Here is a 15,493-nt window from a genome sequence, read left to right on the forward strand (position 1 = left end):
GCGACGGAATTCGACTCGGTTGAGACCGTCGATATCGCGTGTCAACTCATCTAATTCGTTTCGAGAAGGCTATATCTATTTCTTAAAGAAATGTGTAGTTGTGTCTCGCGGGTAGTCGTTCGGCCAGCCACCGCTCAGACCGGGCGTCCGTCCTCAGCGGTTCCGACCAGCACTGCTCCGGCCGCGAGTCCCAGCACCGCGATCGCGCCTGCCGTCTGCGTGAACGGCAGGCCGAGCGCGACCGGCCCGAACAGCAAGACGGCCCCGAACGCCGCGAGTACGATTCCAGCCCGGAATTGGGTGTCGTTCGCTACCATACTCGTGGGTACGACGGTCGAGGATTTAGTTCCGATTCCGGACACGTTCGGCCGAGAGCCGGAAATCGGTTATAAGAGGTTCGTCGCGGAGTCGAAGGTAGGGGAAACGAGGTAGCTACTCCGTGAACCAATCGTATCCGGACAGTCCTGCGTCCGTGAGAGAAGAGCGGAAGCTAGCTACTCCTCGAACCCCGGAGTCACCGCAACCGCGCAGCACTGCCTCTCCGAACGCCGATAGAGCAGACCCGAACAGACAACCTTTTAGGCTTGCCTAAACCATCTCGTGGTAACGAATGAGCGCGAACGAGGACATCTGCGTCGTCGTCCCGACGATTCGGGAGTACGAGTGCATGCGGGCGTACTTCGACAACGCCCGCGAACACGGCTTCGACTTGGACCGACTCCACGTCCTGCTGGTCACGGAGGACTTCTGCGACACCGACGAGATGGCCGCGATGCTGGCCGACGAGGGCGTCTCGGGCGAGGTGTTCGACGGGTCACGTCGAGAGCAGTGGTACGACGACCACGGGATTTCGGAGTACGGCCACGTCGTCCCCGCCGCGAGTCACGCCGAGACGAGTTTCGGCCTGCTCTACGTCTGGGCCAACGACTTCGACTACGGTTTCTTCATCGACGACGATACCCTTCCCCACGAGGATTTCGACTTCTTCGGTCGTCACGTGCGAAACCTCCAGTTCTCGGGCGAAATCGAGGAGGTCTCTTCGGACGAGAACTGGGTCAACGTCCTCTATCAGAACTACGACGAACACGGTCTCTACCCACGCGGTTACCCCTACTCGGCGATGGACGAGACGGTCGAGACCGACACCACCCACGTCTCGAACGTGGTGGCCTCCCAGGGTCTCTGGACCAACGTGCCGGACCTCGACGCGGTGCGAATCCTGATGGACGGAGACTTGCAGGGACAGGCCCAGACCCGCACGACCAAAGACGATTACGACGGCGACTTCGTGGCGGCAGACGGCAACTACCTCACGGTCTGCTCGATGAACCTCGCGTTCGAGCGCGAGATCGTCCCGGCGTTCTACCAACTCCCGATGGACGACAACCGGTGGGACGTGGGCCGGTTCGACGACATCTGGTCTGGCGTGTTCCTGAAGCGCGCCTGCGACGTGCTGGACGGGACCATCTACAACGGGTTCCCCTTGTGCGAACACAACAAGGCCCCGCGCTCTACGTTCGGCGACCTGAACAACGAGGTGCCGGGTCTCGAACTCAACGAGCATCTCTGGGAAGTCATCGAGGACACGGGAACGGACGCCGACTCATACGCGGGCGTCTTCGAAGCGATGGCCGTCGAACTCGCCGACGGCGACTTCGAGGAGTACGAAAACGGTGCGTTCTTCAACTACGTGGGCGAATACATGCTCGATTGGCTCTCGGCGCTGGACGAACTCCGCTCGGTCGAGGCGACTCCGCCGCTGGCCGACGACTAAGACGGCGTTGCGACGCCGGAATCGGTAGGTATAAGAGTTTTAGGCCAGCCTAATTCTAAACATGAGCAAGCGTCGCGGATGGACACGGCGTCGGCTTCTCGCGTCGGGAGCGGTCGGCGCGGCGGCCGGACTGTCCGGCTGCCTCAGTCAGTTCACGGAGCAGGAGGACAGCGGCGGGTCGGAACTCACCATCGCGGACTTCCGCGGGTCGGGACCGATGGTCGAGTCCCGGTCGGCACCCGGCGGCACGTCGATGGACGACCTCCCTGACCTCGAAGGAACGCTGAACGTCTATCTCGGTGGCGGCGAGGGCGGTCTCTACGAGAACCTCGTCCGACTCCTCGAGAAGAAGTACTCCAACTTCACCGCCAAGGTTCGAATCGCTCCCTCGACCCAACTGGCGAACGAGATAATCGAGGTCGAGAAGGGCGGCCAGAGTCCGGCCGACGTGTTCTGGTCCATCGACTCCACGTCGCTCGGTCTCGTCGCCGACGCCGGAATCACGACGAAACTCCCCCAGCGCGTCGTGGAACCGGTTCCGAAGGGGTTCCGTGACGCCGACCGCTCGTGGGTCGGCGTCGCCGGGCGCGCGCGGTCGATTCCCTACAACACCGACGAGTTCTCGGAGTCCGACATCCCGAACAAAGTCCAGCAGTTCACCCAGAACGACGGACTGACGGGCGCGATGGGCTGGGCCCCGACGTACGGCGCGTTCAAGTCGTTCGTCACGGCGATGCGCCTGCTGGAAGGCCCCGAGACGACCAAGCAGTGGCTCAGCGGGATGCAGGACCAGCAGATTTCGCGCTACTCCGACGAGTTCCAGGTCTCGAACGCGGTCGCCGACGGCGAGATACTGGCTGGCTTCGCCAACCACTACTACGCGCTCCGGGTCATCGCGTCCCGAGAGAACGCGCCAATCGACCTCGCGTTCACGAAGAACGACGCGGGCGCGCTGGTCAACGTCTCGGGATGCGAAATCGTCGAGGGGACCGACCAGAAGGAACTCGCGGCCGACTTCGTTCGCCACCTCCTCTCGTCGGAGGCACAGGAGTTCTTCGCCACGACCACCTTCGCGTATCCCATGATTCCGGAAGTATCGCCGGTCGGTCCCCTGCCGACGGTGGACCAACTGGAACCGCCAGAGATCGACCTCTCGAAGCTCTCGAACCTCGAACCGACCCTCGAGCTGATGCGCGAGGTGGGTGTCCTCTGATGGCGACCAGCGACCGTCTCCGGGAGGCCACTGCGAGATTCGGCGACGACGAGGAGTCTCCGCCGGTCTCGCTGGTCCTGCTGGCGGGGTCGGTCGCCGCTGCAGTCGCCTTCCCGGTCGTGTGGCTGGTCCTACGGTCGCTCGAAATCGGCTTTCAGCAGGCGATAGACCTGCTCTTCCAGCCTTCGACCCTCGAAGTCGTGACCAACAGCGTGGCTCTCGTCGCGGGAGTCACGCTCGGGTCGGTCCTCGTCGGCGTCCCGCTCGCGGTCCTCACGGTCCAGACCGACCTGCCGTTTCGGCGATTCTGGACCGTCGCGGTCTCGCTCCCGCTGGTCGTGCCGAGCTACATCGGCGCGTTCGCGTTCGTCTCGGCGTTTGGTCCTCACGGCGTCCTCTCGGACCTGCTCGCGCCGCTCGGCGTCGAGTCGATTCCGACCATCTACGGCTTCAAGGGCGCGACGCTGGTCCTGACGCTCTTTACGTACCCCTACGTCTTCCTGACGACCCGGGCCGCCCTCCTGTCGTTCGACGGGACGCTGATGGAGGCCGCCCGGACCCTGAACCACGGCCGGTGGGCCGCCTTCCGGAAGGTGACGCTGCCCCAAATCGCGCCGGGCATCGCGGCCGGAAGCCTGCTGGTCGCGCTCTACGCCCTCTCGGACTTCGGCACCCCGGCCATCATGCACTTCGAGGTGTTCACACAGCAGATCTACGTGACGATGTGGGAACCGAACTACGCTGCCCTGCTGTCGCTCCAACTTCTCGCGTTCGCGGCGGTCATCCTCTCGCTCGAAAACCGGATCTCCGAGAGCGAGGAGGGTGCCCACGTCTCTCGCGGGTCGGGGTCGGTCCGCATCTCGCTGGGCCCCTGGAAAGGTCCGGCGCTCCTGTTCTGCGCGCTGGTCGTCACACTGTGTCTGGTCGTCCCGGTCGGCATCCTCTTCATGTGGCTGACACGGAGCGGCCCGGCCTACGCGGGCGGCGGCTTCGACTTCTCTTGGATATACGGCCTGAACTCGGTGTGGGTCGCGGTGCTGGCCGCGCTGGTCGCGACCCTCGCGTCGCTCCCTGTCGCCTACCTCTCGGGTCGCTCCGACTCCCGACTGGCCACCCTGTTCGAGCGCGTCAGCTACGTCGGCTACGCGACGCCCGGTGTCGTCCTCGGTCTCGCGCTTGTCTACTTCGCGTCGTCGAACGCGCCCGCGGTCTACCAGACGATTCCCCTGCTGGTGTTCGCCTACGTCGTCCGATTCCTCCCGCAGGCGGTCGGTGCGGTCCGGTCGTCGGTCCTGCAGGTGGACCCGAAACTCACTGAAGCCGCCCGGACGCTCGGCGAGTCGCCGGGCGCGGCGTTCCGCCGGGTGACGTTCCCGCTCGTCCGTCCCGGCGTGGTGGCTGGCGCTGCGCTCGTCTTCCTGACGACGATGAAGGAACTCCCCGCGACCCTGCTCGTGCGTCCGACAGGTTTTGAAACCCTCGTCACGTACATCTGGCGAGTACAGGACGCTGGCTACTTCGGACAGGCCGCGGTTCCGGCGCTCGTCCTCGTGGGCGTCTCCGCGCTCTCGATGTTGGTCCTCCTCAAGCAGGACGGAAGCCTCGTGCGCCAAGAAGGAGGGAAGGATGCCTAGCGAATCCGTACACGACGACTCCGAAACGATGGACGCACCCGAATCAGAATCCATGGCCGCGACAGCACCGAAGCGCGAGAGCGACGACTCCGCCGACACCGAGACCGTGCTGGAACTCGACGGCGTGGTCAAGGAGTACGCCGCCGAAACCGCGGTGGACTCGCTGTCGCTGTCCGTCCGGGAGGGCGAACTGCTCACCCTGCTCGGCCCCTCCGGGTGCGGCAAGACCACGACGCTCCGGATGATGGCCGGCCTCGAACGCCCCGACGGCGGCGAGGTCCGACTCGGCGGCGAGGTGGTCGCCGACGAGGAACGCTTCTGCAAACCCGAGAACCGCGACGTGGGTCTCGTGTTTCAGGACTTCGCGCTGTTCCCGCACCTGACCGTGGCCGAGAACGTCGCCTTCGGCCTCACGGACGCCGACGAGCGGGAGACCGACCGTCGCGTGGCCGAACTGCTCGATCTCGTGGACCTCGCGGGGCACCGCGACGCCACGCCCAACGAACTCTCCGGCGGTCAGCAACAGCGCGTGGCCCTCGCGCGGTCGCTCGCACCCGAACCGGAAATCCTCCTGCTGGACGAACCGTTCTCGAACCTCGACGTGCGCCTCCGCGTCGAGATGCGCGAGGAAGTTCGCCAGATTCTGAAGGAGGCGGGAGTGACGGCGGTGTCGGTCACGCACGACCAGGAGGAGGCCCTCTCTATCTCCGACCGCGTGGCCGTGATGAACGACGGCCGGATGGAACAGGTCGGCAAGCCCGAGAGCGTCTTCGAACACCCCGAGTCGCGGTTCGTCGCCTCGTTCCTCGGGCAGGCCGGGTTCCTCTCGGCGTGGTACGAGGAGGGTACGGTCGTGACTCCCATCGGTAACTTCGCGCCACAGCGCCTCAACGGACTGACGACCGAGTACGCGGGCACCGACCTCGACGTGCTGGTCCGGCCCGACGACCTCCGGGCGACCGTCGTGGACGAATCGGAGGCCGACGGCCACATCGTCCACCGCCAGTACACCGGACCGTCGTTCGTCTACCGGGTCGAACTCGACAACGGCGACCTGGTTCACTGCCAGCATAACCACGTCGAGGAACTCGGCATCGGCAAGCCCGTCAGGGTCGAACTCGACGCCGACCACACGCTGGCGTGGTACCCACCGCAAGACGAGGGAGACGAGTCGATTACCGAACGCGTCACGGCGGCCTCGTCCGCTTCCGACTCCGACGCGGCGTCTCGATGAACCGACGACGGTTTCGCCTCTTCTCCGCGGTGCTGGCGGTCGTCGCTGGCGGGGTCGTCTTCCTCGTCGCCACCGAACTGTTTCCGTACCACACGACCAACCACGACGAGGCGGTCTACCTCCAGCAGGCCGCGATGCTCCTCGACGGCCGGCTAGCGGTGTTCCCGCCGGTTCCGGAGTCGTTCCGGCCGTGGTTCTTCGTCCGGGACGGAGGTCGGCTCTACCCCAAGTACGCGCCGGTTCCGGCCGCGATGTTCGCGGTCGGGAAGCTACTCGGCGGCGCTCGTCTCGCGCTCGTACTGATTGCCGCGGGGAACGTGGCGCTGACCGCCGCGATTGCGGCCGAGGCGTTCGACCGCCGGACCGGCCTGCTGGCGGGGGCGTTCCTGCTGGCCTCTCCGCTGTTTCTGATAGACTCGTCGGTGTTCCTCCCGTACGCACCGACGACGTTCTGGAATCTCCTGTTCGCGTTCGCGTACTTCCGGTCGGCCCGGCACGAGGAGGACGCGGGCGCGAGCATCCACGAGACGAACGGCTACGCCCTGCTCGCTGGCCTCGCGATCGGCGTGGCGTTCTTCGCGCGACCCTACACCGCGGTTCTGTTCGCGGCCCCGTTCGTCGCTCACGCGCTCTACTCGCTGTGGTCCGGCCCCTCCTCGGCACGACTCTCCCGGCTCTCGCTGACCGCGCTCGGCGGACTGGTCGGCGTCGGGGCTGCGCTCGCGTACAACGCCGCGACGACCGGGTCACCGTGGGTGTTCCCCTACGCTGCGTTCGCGCCGCAAGACGGTCTCGGGTTCGGCCACCGCGAGATTCTGGGCTACGCGAGAGAGTACACCCCCGCGCTCGCACTCCGGGCCAACGCCGGGGTGGTCTCGCTGCTGTTCACCGAATGGGTCGTCGGCGGCCCGGTCGGTACGCTACTCGCAATGGTCGGTGTCGGGCGTTTCCTCCGCCGGGTCTCACCCGGGAAGTCCGCCGAGTTCACGGACGCACAGGCGAAGGCCGTCCTCGCGGGTCTGTTCGTCTCGGTCGTCGCGGGCAACGTCTTCTTCTGGGGGAACCTCAACGTCCTCGGGTCGCTAGCGGACCCGACCGACGGTCTCGTGGCCACGCTCGGGCCGTACTACCACTTCGACCTGCTCGCACCGACCGCGGCGTTCGCGGCCAGCGGCGCACTTCTCGGATTCGACCGGGTGCGCGCGCTCGCGGACGACCGGTTCGGTGACGGCGACGTCGGCGATAGCGACCGACTCGGCGGCACCGACCGCGCTCGGCGGGTCGCGGCGGGCGTCGCCGTCGTGGGAGTCCTCCTGCTCGCGGGCGCGACGGCGGGCGTCCTCGCGCCGACGGTCTCGGAGAACGCCGCCATCACCGACGAGTACGAGCAAGCCTACCAGCCCTTCGAGGAGCGCCACCTTTCGGACGCGGTCGTCTTCCTCCCGACGCCGTACGGCGACTGGCTCAACCACCCGTTCCAGTACCTCCGGAACGACCCCGACTTCGACGGCGAGACGGTGTACGCGCTGTCGAACGGGCCCACTGACCTCGACGTGGTCGCGGCGTATCCGAACCGGACGTACTACCGCTACGTCTACCGCGGCGAGTGGGTCCCCTACGGCGGCGAGACGGTGGACCCGGCGCTCCAGCGCGTCCGAGTCGTTCGCGGCGAGAGCGTCTCCCTGAACGCCACGCTCGCGGTTCCGCAGTACGCTCAGGGCGTGTCGGCCCGCGTCTCGACCGACCGAGGAGCGACCTACTACGCGGTCGATGGCACGCCGGCGAACCTCTCGCTCGACCTCCGGGTGGCGAACGGGACGGCCCGACTCGCCGGTCGGGGAGTCCGGCCGGTCGGCGAGAACGACACGGTCTCGGTCGGCCGTGAGGACGAGGTGGTCGTCCAGGTGTTCGTCAGCGAAGGCGCGACCGGGTTCTCCTACCGACTCGAACTCCCGGTCCGGAGCGAGAACGGGTCGGTCGCCGCGCTCTCGCCCGAGCGGGAGGTGTGTCTGGTCGCCCGCAACTGCAACGGTGCGGCCGCCTACGTCCCCGGGTCGGTGCCGGAGCGAGTCGGGATGGAGACGGCTCTCCGGACGAACGAACCGTCGGGAGTGGGCGAACGCGGGAACTCGTCTGCTCGGAGGCGTCCGTAGCTACCCGTAGTGTAGCGGTTCCGAGTCGGGTTTCCGGAGGCGTAGCTATCCCGGAGTGACGTTCCGGTGCGCATTGGCGACTCCTCCAACCCGGCGCGCGCTGGCGCGACCTCGCGGTTCGAGGTCGCGCCAACCGCGCGAGGGATGACCGAACGCAGTGAGGGAATCGGTTGGGGAGGCGTGAGGCCCACGGTCGCGGTGCGGACGCGATGCTGTGCGGTCGCAGTGACTCCGTTGCTCGAGGAGTAGATAGCTTGTTTCCTCCTCTTCCGACTTCGGCCGCTCAGAGAGTAGCTAGCTCCGTCGAATCTTTCTGTCGCCCCGACATTCAGGTCAAAAAGCTGAAACCTGATTCCGAAGAATCCACGAGTGGATGGACGAACTCGGCCAACTCGGCGACCGAAACGACGTAGCGAGAAGCGAGGAGACGATTCCGCTCGACGCCGAGAAGTTCGAGACGGTTTGCGAGAACGTCGAAGCAGGCAACGACCGCTGGGTCGGCGCGTTCGTCCGCGACGACGACGGTCGAATCGTCCTCGTTCAGAACCGCTGGAGCGACGGCTGGGTACTCCCCGGTGGAGACGTGGAGCGCGACGAGTCGCTCCGCGAGGCGGTCGTCCGCGAAGTCCGCGAGGAGACGGGTCTGGACGCGACCGTCGAACGACCGCTGGAGGTCGTCGAACAGACGTTCGCCTGGGACGGAGCAACTGTATCGGGCCACTTCGTCGTCTTCGAGGCACGGTGCGACGACACCTCGCTCGGCGACGACCTCGGGCGAGACGACGAGATAGCCGACGCTACGTGGTTCGATTCGGTGCCCGAGGAGTGTGAACACCGGTCGCTCGTAGCTCGATACTTCTGAACCCGACGAGAAGGAACAGGAATATCATTCTCAGACGATGATTTCGACGTGGCTACCGATTGTATACGTGTACCACAGGTTGGCTCGGCCCTCGCGGGCTACCCGGACTGGCGGTCCCCGGCCCCGACCTCCGGGCGACCGCGCGAAGCGTCCGGACAGGGTTCGTCCCGTCCTCGTATGTAAACGTTCGGCCGACAGCCACTGTTTAGATAGCCGGTAGAATCGAGTGTGAGTTCTCGAAAGCCCTCGCCCGTTCAGTCCGCCGGTCCCGGCGGCTGAGTCGCCGAGCGCAAGTAGGAACGCGTCGCGCGTCTCTGAACACCGACTCACTCCCCGACGAGTTCGCACCCCGATCGACTCGCTACTCGACAGACTGCTCCGACGACAACTCCGGAAGCCCCGCTTCGATTTCGTCGCGGCGGTCCTCCAGCCACTCCGGAAGGACGAGTCGCTCGCCCAGTTCGTCCACGTCTTCGTCTACCGTGTAGCCCGGCGACTTCGTGGCGAACTCGAAGAGGACGCCGCCCTTCGTGCGGGCGTAGACCGACTCGAACCACTTCCGGTCGATTATCTCGGTCGGTCTGAGTCCGTGGTCCGTCAGCACGTCGCGCCACTCCGACTGGTCGTCTTCCGTGACCTGAAACGCGACGTGGTGGACGGTGCCCGCGCCGGGTTGCCCGCGGGGTGCCTGCGGGTCTTCGAGAATATCGACGACGTAGCCCAACTCGCCGTCGGTCTCGTAGCGTCGGCGGTCGCGCTCGGTCTCGCGGAACCCCATCGTGATCAGGAGGCTCGCGGTCGGTTCGGCGGACTCCAACGAGAGCGTCACGCCGAAGAAGCCCCGGATGGCGTGTTCGTCGGGGACCGGCCCCTCCGGTGGGTCCCCCGCGGGCGCGTCTGCCCGCGCGACCAGTTCGAGCGGCAGGCCGTCGGGGTCCCGGAACGGAACCACCGTATCGCCGAACCGCTCGCGAGGGTCGTCGGCGTCCACCCCCGCGTCGGCTAGTCGCTCGACCCAGTAATCGACCGACTCCTCCGGAATCAGAAACGCGGTCGTGCTGACCTGTCCGGTGCCCACCCGTCCGGGTCGAGCGCCGGGGTACGGGAAGAACGTCATGCTCGTCCCGGGAGTCCCCGAGTAGTCTCCGTAGAAGAGGTGGTAGACCGAAACGTCGTCCTGGTTCACGCTCCGCTTGACTAACCGGAGTCCGAGGGTTCGCGTGTAGAAGTCGAGATTTCTGCCGGGATCGCCGGCGATGGCCGTGACGTGGTGGATACCGGGGATGTCCGTCGGCATACCGTGAACTACCCCGTCGGCTCGAATAACTCTGGGGGCTATCCCGGCCGCAATCGCGGACTACCGTAGTTCCGGATTCCGCCGTTTCCGTCGGCGTCGCTCCTCCAGACACACCTTCACGATGGACTTGGCAATCGCGGCCCCGCCCGAGAAGGGGTCTAACTTCGTCTCGCCAGCGCGCTCGTCGTACTCGATGGGAATCTCGCGCACGTCGTAGCCCCTCGTCTTGGGCCGAATCAGGAGTTCCGCCGAGAGCCCCGTGTTCTCGGTCCAGTCGATGTCCTCGATTACGTCCCGCCGGTACGCGCGCATCCCCGTGGTGGTGTCGTGGACGAGTTCGCCCATCAGGAGGCTCGCCAGTCCGGCGAACGCGTAGTTCCCCCACCGATTCAGGTCCGGCATCGCCTCGGCACCCCAGTAGAGGCGGTCGCCGCTCACCACGTCGTACCCCCGGTTTATCCAGTCGAGGAACTCCGGAAGTTGCCCCATCGGGTAGGTGTCGTCGCAGTCGGTCGTCACGACTACGGGCCGGTCGGGCGTCAGCAGGGCCTCACGCACCGCCACGCCGTAGCCCTGCGGTTCCTGCTCGACCACGCGCGCACCGCGGCCGCGGGCGATTTCGGGCGTCCGGTCCGACGACCCGTCCACGCAGACGACTTCGGCTCGGCCGTCGGTCACGCGCTCGACGTCGTCCAACACCGTGCCGATGGCGGCCTCCTCGTTGTACGTGCCCATGACCACGCTCACGTCGTCGAAGGTGTACCCGGAGGCGTCTCCGGACTCCGAGTTGGCGTCTCCGTCGTCCGACTCCACCGCGTCCGTATTCATGCTGTCTGTCGGTTGTGCTGGCGCGTATTAGTATTTTTAGGTTCGCCAAAAATAGTCGTCCGGTTCGCTACGGGGACACGCTTAACCTCGTCACCACCGATAGTGGTACTAGATAGCGTCACGCGTGGACGCGACCCTACCATGACCGAACGAATCGACCTGGACGAACTCGACGCGGGCGAGACCGACGAGGACGATCCGAACCCCGGCGACTGGTTCTGGCGCGGGGAAGGCGACCCCGAGGACGCGCCGGAGGCCGTGACCGAAGTCGAAACGTCGGGGTCCGAATCTCCGGCCGGTTCGTCGCCTTCGGACTCCGGGGGAGAAGTGTCGAGCGAGACGAGTTCCGACCCGATTCCTCGCGTCCCCCGTGAGAACGAGGACAAACCCGTGGGCGTCCCGGCCGACTCCGGCGGGGCAGGTGTCGGCGTCGAGTCCGGCGGGGCGGACAGCACACCCGCAGACGAGGCGGGCGCGAGCGAACGCGACGCGCGCGACGCCAACGCGCATGACGCGCACGCAAGCGCGAGCGTAGAAACCAATAATAGCTCACGATCGCCCTCGGGACCACACGGCGGCGGCGCGGACGACATGACGCTGGCGTTCACCTACGCGGCCGCGACCCGTCTCTCGAACTTCGGCGCGGTCGCGGCCGACGCCTACGGGTGGGCCGACTGGGTGGGTCTCGTCGGCCGGGTCCCGGCCCACGTCCTCAACAAGTTCCAGCGCGACCGGAACGTGGACCTCGACTTCTTCAACGGTGCGAGCGCCGACCCCGGCGAGCGCCTCGCTCGAATCGGCCCGCGCTCGATGTTCTATTCCGAGCGCATGGTCGTGGTCGGCGTCCCCGGCGAGGACGAGGACGTCGCGGAGACGGCCGACTGGGAGTTCGTCCCGCTTCCGGAGGCCGCCGAGAAGGCCGGGTGGGAGGTCGGCGAGGACGAAACCGAGGGTTCCTCGGAGTAGTTTTTTGCCTCTTCGAGTGGTACCGACACTCACGGGGATACCAATGAGCTTACGAAACGCGGGACGACAGGCACCGATACTGCTCGCCGGCGTCCTGCTCTTCGGCGCGTGGGTCGCAGTGAACCTGTTCCGAGTACTCGACGCTATTCCGTCCATCTGGGCCGAAAGCGGTGGCGCCATCGGCCAGACCTGGCTCAGCGGACTGGTCGGCCTGCTCGTGATGCTCGCCATCGTCGGCCTGCTGGTCGCGCTGTACGGCGCACTCTCGGAGTCGTCACCAACGCCCGACACGTTCCCGCCCGAGCGCGGCGGAGTCCGGTAGCGATGACCTACTACGAGTGCGAGGCGTGCGGCCAACTGGCCGACTTCGCCGACGCCCACGGCAGGCCGTTGCGTCGGGAGTGTCCGGCTTGCGAGGACCCCACCGTCTGGAAGACCGCCTTCGCCGACGAGCAATCGGGGGTGTCGTTCTGACCATCGAGTTCGCGGTCGGCGACCGATTCGTCGAGGCGGCCGAGGAGTGGGGCGACAGTCGCCTCATGGACGAGGACGACGCCATCGAGACCAAGGCCGAGCAGGCCCTGCTCGAAATCGAACACCTCACGTCGGGCGCGACCGACGTGTCGTTCGAGGTCGAAGGCCGGACCGTCCGTCACGAGGCCAGCGACGAACTCGCGGCCCTGCTGTCCGAACAGGCCGACGAGACCGACCTCTCGGAGTCCGAACTGTTACGCCTCCACGTCGACCTGTTCTCGGGCGCGTTCCGCGACGACGACGCGGTGCGCCCGCCGAACGCGCCGCCGGAGTGAGGGGGAACGCATAAGTCACTTCTCGTCGTGTGTTATCGCATGACTCACAAAGACAAGGGGTGGCGACCGGACATCGGGATGGAGTCCTACGGGGGACACGAAATCTGGGACCACGGCATCGGTCCCCACGAGATAAACGACGGCGAGGTCGACGGGGAGATCGAGTTCCCCGCGGAACTGAAAGAGGGTCTCGACGACCTCGACGAACTGTAAGTCGGTTCGCCGGCCTACAACCGCGGGAACGCCCGCTTCTCCCGCGGAGGGACGTAGAAGTTGGCCCGTGAGCGGACGGTGACGAAGTTCAGGATGCCGTTGTTCTCGCGGTCGGTTATCTCGGGGCTGTCGTCCCGGACGTACCAGCCGTTCATCGCCTTCCGGGTGCTCTCGAACTCCGACAGCGACCGCTGGAGCGAGAGGAAGTGAACCCCGGCGTGGCCGCCGTCCACGGTGTTGAAGTCCCGGCGCAGGAGAACCGGTTCGCCGTCCTTCCTCGTCTGGGCGACCTTCTCCTGGTGGCCCACCACGTCGAACTCGCGGGCGTGGCGGGTTACGTCGTCGCTGAAGGGCACGTCGTCGGTGAACCCCGCCACGTCGTCGGCCGAGAACTCCGGCGAGAACATCCGGGCCACGCGCTCGTCGGCGTCGAACGCCTCGAACCACTTGCCGAGCGACTGCCGGAGGTGGCTGACGTGCATGGTCGTCCCGCCCGCGTACGCGCCCGAGTCGATGGTCACGCGGTCCTCGCTGGCCTGCGTCCCCTGCAACCCAGACTTGAACCCCATGAACATCCGGTCGCCCTCCGAGAGCGGCGGGTTCTCGGGCACGCCCTCGGCGTCGGTGTGTTCGAGGGGGAGTCCGGCCCCGCGGAAACCGGTTCGGCGCTCGGCCACGTCGAAGGCGTCGCCGAGGCGTGCATCGACCGACTCGCCGGCCAGCGAGTCCCGAGCGCCGAACATCGCGGCCTCGGTCGCCCGGAGGTTCGAGACCGCGTCGCTGGCCAGCACCAACGCGGCGTCGAACTCGAGGAGTTCGGGGTCGTCGGTTCTGGAGAGGACCTGCGGCCGACGGACCGGAGCGGAGTCGAGTTCGCCGACGCGCTCGAAGTATCGCGTCCCCCACGTTATCGAGTGAAGGAGGCCGTCCGACGACCAGTCGTAGGCGGATTCAAGCGTCCGCATCGCGCGCTCGGCGCGCTCTGCGGTCTCGACCGAGGGCGACTCCGCGAGGTCGAGCAGGAGAACGAGGTGGTGGCGCGGCAACTGCGGATTGCCGTGCCGGTCGCTCCGCGAGACGGCGTTCCACGCGTGCTGTCTGCTCGGCAGGTCGGCGTTCGGATTCTCGGGCAGGTCGAGCGGGGTCGCACGGTCGCCGGTTCCCCGGAACTGGGAACACCCCGCGAGTCCCGCGAGTCCCGCCGCGCCCGCGAGTCTTCCGAGCAGGCGGCGTCGTGAGGCCATGTGGTAGTCGGAGAGGCTAGCGCGGGAACGGCCAAAAGGGTTGCTCCCGACTCGCCGGGTAGCCGAGTGGTCGTGACGTTCGGGATTCGAGTGGCGAGCACTGATGGGTTCGAAGCATCGCCTACATTTCTAATAGACATACATATGTGTCCGTAAGGAATATATAGATGTCTCACAGCTGCCCTGGGTGACCCACGACCCTGACCTACCCTCGAGGACCCCCAACACGTTTATTCTGCCAATCCGTGACGCTATCCCATGGACCTCCCCGAGGAGTGGACCACCGACACCGTTCGCGCGAACGGCATCGACCTCCGGTACTACCGAACCGGCGACGGCCCGCCGCTGGTCGTGGCCCACGGCTTCTACGACAACGGTCGGTGCTGGGGACCGCTGGCGGAGGACCTCGCCGACGACTACGACGTGGTGACGTACGACGCTCGCGCGCACGGCCGGTCGGACGCTCCGGAGACCGGCTACGCCGTCGAGGACCGAGTCGCCGACCTCGCGGGACTCGTGGACGCGCTCGACCTCGACGACCCGATTCTGATAGGACACTCGATAGGCGGGACGACCGCTGCGTGGACCGCCGCGACGCATCCGGACCTCCCGCGCGCTCGTCCTCGAAGACCCCGCCGGGATGCTGGACGTCCCCGAGGCGAGTCCCGACGAGCGCGCGCGGGAGGTCCGCGAGACCGTCAGCGACTGGGCGGACCGGTCGGTCGAGGAGCTAGCGAGCGAGTACGACGACCACGACCCGGAGTTGGCCCGCCGTCTCGCTGTCGCCCGAACCGAGTGCCGCCCGGAGATCGCCGAGATCGCGCGCGAGGGCTATCCGCCGTCCGAGGAGGTGTTCCCCGAAGTCCCGTGCCCGACGCTCGTGTTGAAGGCCGACGCAGACACCGAGACGCGGGCCGACGACCTCCGCGTGGCCGACGAGTTGGCCGAGGGGCGACTCGTCCACGTTCCCGGGGCCGGTCACTGCGTATTCCGCGACGAGTACGACGCCGCGTACGCGGAACTGCGGGCGTTTCTCCGGCGCGTTTAGTACGAGGGTCGTTCCACCGCACCGCGGTTTCAACGAGGCCGCAAGTATTTATGATGAAGCGACCCCTACCACCGGTAGTGGTTGCAATCGGACCGCTCCACGGCGGGGCCGGAGCGAATCTACCGCTCGCGCTCGACGCCGCGAGTCTGACGCTCGCGGTCGGCGCGCTCGTCTTCGGTCTAGTCGTCTACGACGCCTATCGGACCTACTGGGGGTAG

At 66.6% G+C, this 15,493-nt stretch carries 17 protein-coding genes and 1 pseudogene; 14 read left to right on the plus strand and 4 right to left on the minus strand.

The window, feature by feature from the left end:
- Nucleotides 1-134: 134 nt before the first annotated feature.
- Complete coding sequence (locus E2484_RS19590) at nt 135-317, minus strand: hypothetical protein (RefSeq protein WP_137286883.1); 183 nt, start codon at nt 315-317, stop codon at nt 135-137.
- Nucleotides 318-610: 293 nt separating this feature from the next.
- Between E2484_RS19590 and E2484_RS19595 the strand changes: the two genes are divergently transcribed.
- The 6 genes from E2484_RS19595 (at nt 611) to E2484_RS19620 (ending at nt 8,870) form a co-directional block, all read left to right on the plus strand.
- Nucleotides 611-1,774, plus strand: coding sequence for an alpha-1 4-glucan-protein synthase (locus E2484_RS19595; RefSeq protein WP_137286884.1), 1,164 nt, complete (start codon nt 611-613; stop codon nt 1,772-1,774).
- A 61-nt stretch (nt 1,775-1,835) separates the two neighbouring features.
- Nucleotides 1,836-2,987 (plus strand): extracellular solute-binding protein, encoded by a 1,152-nt coding sequence (locus E2484_RS19600; RefSeq protein WP_137286885.1) that lies wholly within the window; start codon nt 1,836-1,838, stop codon nt 2,985-2,987.
- Nucleotides 2,987-4,621 carry an ABC transporter permease gene (locus E2484_RS19605; protein WP_137286886.1) on the plus strand — a complete coding sequence of 545 codons (1,635 nt, stop codon included), beginning with the start codon at nt 2,987-2,989 and terminating at the stop codon, nt 4,619-4,621. The genes E2484_RS19600 and E2484_RS19605 overlap by 1 nt, the downstream gene beginning before the upstream one ends.
- Before the next feature lie 52 nt (nt 4,622-4,673).
- Nucleotides 4,674-5,855 (plus strand): ABC transporter ATP-binding protein, encoded by a 1,182-nt coding sequence (locus E2484_RS19610; RefSeq protein ID WP_137286980.1) that lies wholly within the window; start codon nt 4,674-4,676, stop codon nt 5,853-5,855.
- Nucleotides 5,852-8,008 (plus strand): ArnT family glycosyltransferase, encoded by a 2,157-nt coding sequence (locus E2484_RS19615; protein ID WP_137286887.1) that lies wholly within the window; start codon nt 5,852-5,854, stop codon nt 8,006-8,008. The genes E2484_RS19610 and E2484_RS19615 overlap by 4 nt, the downstream gene beginning before the upstream one ends.
- Nucleotides 8,009-8,381: 373 nt before the next feature.
- Complete coding sequence (locus E2484_RS19620; RefSeq protein WP_137286888.1) at nt 8,382-8,870, plus strand: NUDIX hydrolase; 489 nt, start codon at nt 8,382-8,384, stop codon at nt 8,868-8,870.
- Nucleotides 8,871-9,231: 361 nt separating this feature from the next.
- On the opposite strand, the gene E2484_RS19625 is transcribed toward E2484_RS19620, so the two are convergent.
- Nucleotides 9,232-10,167 carry a ring-cleaving dioxygenase gene (locus E2484_RS19625; protein WP_137286889.1) on the minus strand — a complete coding sequence of 312 codons (936 nt, stop codon included), beginning with the start codon at nt 10,165-10,167 and terminating at the stop codon, nt 9,232-9,234.
- A 60-nt stretch (nt 10,168-10,227) separates the two neighbouring features.
- Entirely contained in the window at nt 10,228-10,902 is a 675-nt protein-coding gene (locus tag E2484_RS19630) for a dolichyl-phosphate hexose transferase (RefSeq protein ID WP_321112788.1), read from the minus strand.
- Nucleotides 10,903-11,136: 234 nt separating this feature from the next.
- Here E2484_RS19630 and E2484_RS19635 point away from each other — a divergent pair, with 234 nt between their 5' ends.
- Genes E2484_RS19635 through E2484_RS25215 form a run of 5 tightly spaced genes read left to right on the plus strand, consistent with a single transcriptional unit; the run spans nt 11,137 to nt 12,983 of the window.
- Nucleotides 11,137-11,961, plus strand: coding sequence for a DUF7124 domain-containing protein (locus E2484_RS19635; RefSeq protein WP_137286891.1), 825 nt, complete (start codon nt 11,137-11,139; stop codon nt 11,959-11,961).
- Between the two features lie 43 nt (nt 11,962-12,004).
- Nucleotides 12,005-12,283, plus strand: coding sequence for a hypothetical protein (locus E2484_RS19640; protein WP_137286892.1), 279 nt, complete (start codon nt 12,005-12,007; stop codon nt 12,281-12,283).
- Nucleotides 12,284-12,285: 2 nt separating this feature from the next.
- Nucleotides 12,286-12,435 (plus strand): hypothetical protein, encoded by a 150-nt coding sequence (locus tag E2484_RS25210; protein ID WP_170977431.1) that lies wholly within the window; start codon nt 12,286-12,288, stop codon nt 12,433-12,435.
- The gene (locus tag E2484_RS19645; RefSeq protein WP_137286981.1) at nt 12,432-12,770 is read left to right on the plus strand and encodes a hypothetical protein; all 339 of its coding nucleotides are present in this window, start codon (nt 12,432-12,434) and stop codon (nt 12,768-12,770) included. Before E2484_RS25210 ends, E2484_RS19645 begins: the two co-directional genes overlap by 4 nt.
- A gap of 39 nt (nt 12,771-12,809) precedes the next feature.
- Nucleotides 12,810-12,983 (plus strand): hypothetical protein, encoded by a 174-nt coding sequence (locus tag E2484_RS25215; protein ID WP_170977432.1) that lies wholly within the window; start codon nt 12,810-12,812, stop codon nt 12,981-12,983.
- Between the two features lie 14 nt (nt 12,984-12,997).
- On the opposite strand, the gene E2484_RS19650 is transcribed toward E2484_RS25215, so the two are convergent.
- Nucleotides 12,998-14,227: a DUF7405 family protein gene (locus tag E2484_RS19650; protein WP_137286893.1), complete on the minus strand. Its 1,230-nt coding sequence runs from the start codon at nt 14,225-14,227 to the stop codon at nt 12,998-13,000.
- Between the two features lie 258 nt (nt 14,228-14,485).
- Here E2484_RS19650 and E2484_RS25790 point away from each other — a divergent pair.
- From E2484_RS25790 to E2484_RS25220, 3 genes and pseudogenes are all read left to right on the plus strand, one after another.
- Nucleotides 14,486-14,923 (plus strand): annotated as a pseudogene (locus tag E2484_RS25790) (alpha/beta fold hydrolase); the annotation flags it as partial.
- A complete protein-coding gene (locus E2484_RS25795) occupies nt 14,868-15,275 on the plus strand; it encodes an alpha/beta fold hydrolase (RefSeq protein WP_321112764.1) in 408 nt (135 codons plus the stop codon). The pseudogene E2484_RS25790 and the gene E2484_RS25795, both read left to right, overlap by 56 nt.
- A 77-nt stretch (nt 15,276-15,352) precedes the next feature.
- The gene (locus tag E2484_RS25220; protein ID WP_170977433.1) at nt 15,353-15,493 is read left to right on the plus strand and encodes a hypothetical protein; all 141 of its coding nucleotides are present in this window, start codon (nt 15,353-15,355) and stop codon (nt 15,491-15,493) included.

The organism is Halorussus salinisoli, assembly GCA_005239435.1.
Taxonomy (GTDB): Archaea; Halobacteriota; Halobacteria; order Halobacteriales; family Haladaptataceae; genus Halorussus; species Halorussus salinisoli.